A 3059-nucleotide genomic window follows, 5' to 3' on the forward strand; every position below is an offset into this window, starting at 1 on the left:
TCAGCCGGCCCAGGACGTGTCCCACCCGGCTATTGCGGTCAATCTCGACGCCTGCATCCAGTGTACCCGCTGCCAGCGCGCCTGCCGCGAGGAACAGGTCAACGACGTGATCGGCTATGCCCGACGCGGCAGCCAGGCCGAAATTGTCTTTGATATTGGCGATCCCATGGGCCACAGCTCGTGCGTCGGCTGCGGCGAGTGCGTTCAGGCCTGTCCGACCGGCGCGCTGATGCCGGCGGGCGAGGTGGGACTGACCGAGCCGGACAAGACCGTAGACTCGGTGTGTCCCTACTGCGGGGTGGGCTGTCTGCTGACCTACCACGTCAAGGACAACACCATTCTGTACGTCACCGGCCGGGACGGACCGGCCAACCACGGACGGCTGTGCGTCAAAGGCCGCTTTGGCTTCGACTATGTGACCCACCCCCACCGTCTGACACAACCCCTGATCCGCAAGCCCGGTGTGCCCAAGTCGGCCGAGGTCGACTTCGATCCGTCCCGCTGGCAAGACATCTTCCGTGAGGCCGACTGGGACGAAGCCCTGGACCTCGCTGCCACCGGCCTGAAAAAAATCCGTGACGCACGCGGCGGCCGGGCTCTGGCCGGCTTTGGCTCGGCCAAGGGCAGCAACGAGGAGGCGTATCTGTTTCAGAAGCTGGTCCGGACCGGCTTCGGTACCAATAATGTCGACCACTGCACCCGCCTGTGCCACGCCTCGTCGGTGGCCGCCCTGCTCGAAGGCATCGGCTCGGCCGCGGTCTCCAATCAGGTCGAGGACGTGGCCGAGGCCGAGGTGATTGTCATCATCGGCTCGAATACGCCCGAAAACCATCCGGTGGCCGCCACCTTCATGAAAAACGCGGCCAAGGCCGGAAAAACCCTGATCGTCATGGACCCGCGGCGCACCGAACTGGCCCGCCATGCCAGCTATTATCTCCAGTTCAAGCCCGACACCGACGTGGCGCTGCTGAACGCCATGATCTACACCATCATCGAAGAGGACTTGGTCAACACCGCGTTTGTCGAACAGCGGACCGAAGACTTTGCCTTGATTCGCCACAACGTGGCCGGCTTCAGCCCCGAGGAGATGGCTCCCGTCTGCGGCATTGAGGCGGCACGCATTCGGGAGGTGGCCCGCCGCTATGCCAGCGCCTCGGGTTCGATGATCTTCTGGGGCATGGGCATCTCGCAGCATATTCACGGCACCGATAACGCCCGGTGTCTGATCGCCCTGGCCCTGATGACCGGTCAGGTCGGCCGGCCGGGGACCGGTCTGCATCCGCTGCGCGGCCAGAACAACGTGCAGGGCGCGTCTGATGCGGGTCTGGTCCCGATGGTCTTTCCCGACTATCAGCGGGTCGACAACGACGACGCCCACGAGCGGTTCGAGGCGCTGTGGCACACCACGCTGGACGATAAACCGGGCCTGACGGTCGTCGAGATCATGAACGCGATTCTGGATGGCAGCCTCCACGGCATGTACATCATGGGCGAAAATCCGGCCATGTCCGACCCCAACCTGCACCACGCCCGCCAGGCTCTGGCCGGGCTGGATCATCTGGTGGTCCAAGACCTGTTTCTGACCGAAACCGCCTTTTTTGCCGACGTGGTGCTGCCGGCCTCGGCCTTTCCCGAAAAAACCGGCACGTTCACCAATACGGACCGTCGGGTGCAGCTGGGGCGGCGGGCGCTCGACCCGCCGGGCAACGCCCGCCAGGATCTGGACATCATCCAGGCCATCGCCCGGCGGCTGGGTCTGGACTGGCACTACGCCGATGCCGAGAGCGTGTTTGTCGAGATGCGCCAGGCCATGGCCAGCATCGGCGGGATCAGCTGGCAGCGCCTGGAGCGCGACAGCTCGGTCACCTACCCCTGCACCAGTGAGGACGACCCGGGCCAGCCGGTCGTTTTCCAAGCCGACTTTCCCACCCCCAGCGGCCGGGGCCGCTTTGTGCCGGCCCGGCTGATCAGCGCCGATGAGCTGCCGGACAAGGACTTCCCCTACGTCTTGATCACCGGCCGGCAGCTCGAACACTGGCATACCGGCGCCATGACCCGCCGCTCGCGGGTGTTGGACGCGATTGAGCCCCAGCCGGTGATCAATATCCATCCCGAGGACTTGGCAGGCATCGGCGGCACGGAGGGCGACCTGCTCAGAGTCGTCTCGCGCCGCGGCGAGCTGATCGCCTACGCCCGGGCCGACAGCAGCATGCAGCGGGAGGAGATTTTCATTCCGTTCTGCTACCAGGAGGCTGCGGCCAACCTGCTGACCAACGAAGCCCTCGACCCCTACGGCAAGATCCCCGAGTTCAAGTACTGCGCGGTGCAGGTCGAGGTGGCCCGGGGCGCTGAGGCCTAGGATACGGGGCAGCCGCCCCGAGCCGGAGCAAAAACCCCCTTATATACGTGTGATGCATATTCCCAGGAACCTACGCTCGCCTGCCGGGCGCTGACCGTCGGACCGGGAAGCCCCCCCCTGCTGCGCAGGACTCCTCCGAGGAGGGGATGGGGGCGGTTCCCCTCCGAGGAGGGGTGGCCGAAGGGCCGGGGTGGGTGCCTTCTCGGCCGGTGGATAACGCAATATGCATCACACGTTTTATGGGGAAGACGCAGAGACAGGAAAACGGTCCATGCCAGCCCGTCGCGCCCTGCCGCCATTCCGGCGGAAGCCGGAATCCAGACCCTTCGACTTCGTTCCGCTACGCTCAGGGCCAACGGGAAGCCGTCTGTGCTGAGCGTAGCCTGGTAGGGCGGAGTCGAAGCATGGGGCCGGTCCACGTCCGGCCGGGCGAGAGCGTCACGGTATCTACCCTGTGCCGAGCTTCTTCGTTATGCTTCTGCCTCTACTGCCCGCTGAGGCGCGGGCACGTATCTTGTCATGCACGATTTTGGACATGCGTTTCGCCTGGCTTGGGGACTGATTGCCGGGGCCGACCCGATGCTGCTTGAAATTGCCGGCTTGTCCCTCCAGGTCAGTCTGACGGCCGTCCTGATCGCGTGCGGGCTGGGTCTGCCAATCGGGGCCGGTCTGGCCACCGGTCGCTTCCCGGGTCGCGGCG

General features: G+C 65.4%; 2 protein-coding genes. Both read left to right on the top strand.

Annotated features, from left to right (window positions below):
• On the top strand, positions 1–2359 hold a 2359-nt coding region (gene fdhF / locus J4F42_22005; GenBank protein ID MCE2488198.1), incomplete at its 5' end, for a formate dehydrogenase subunit alpha.
• 519 nt (positions 2360–2878) lie between these two features.
• Positions 2879–3059: hypothetical protein (locus tag J4F42_22010; GenBank protein MCE2488199.1), on the top strand; the 181-nt coding region annotated here is incomplete at its 3' end.

Source organism: Desulfurellaceae bacterium, assembly GCA_021296095.1.
Classification (GTDB): domain Bacteria; phylum Desulfobacterota; class Binatia; order Bin18; family Bin18; genus JAAXHF01.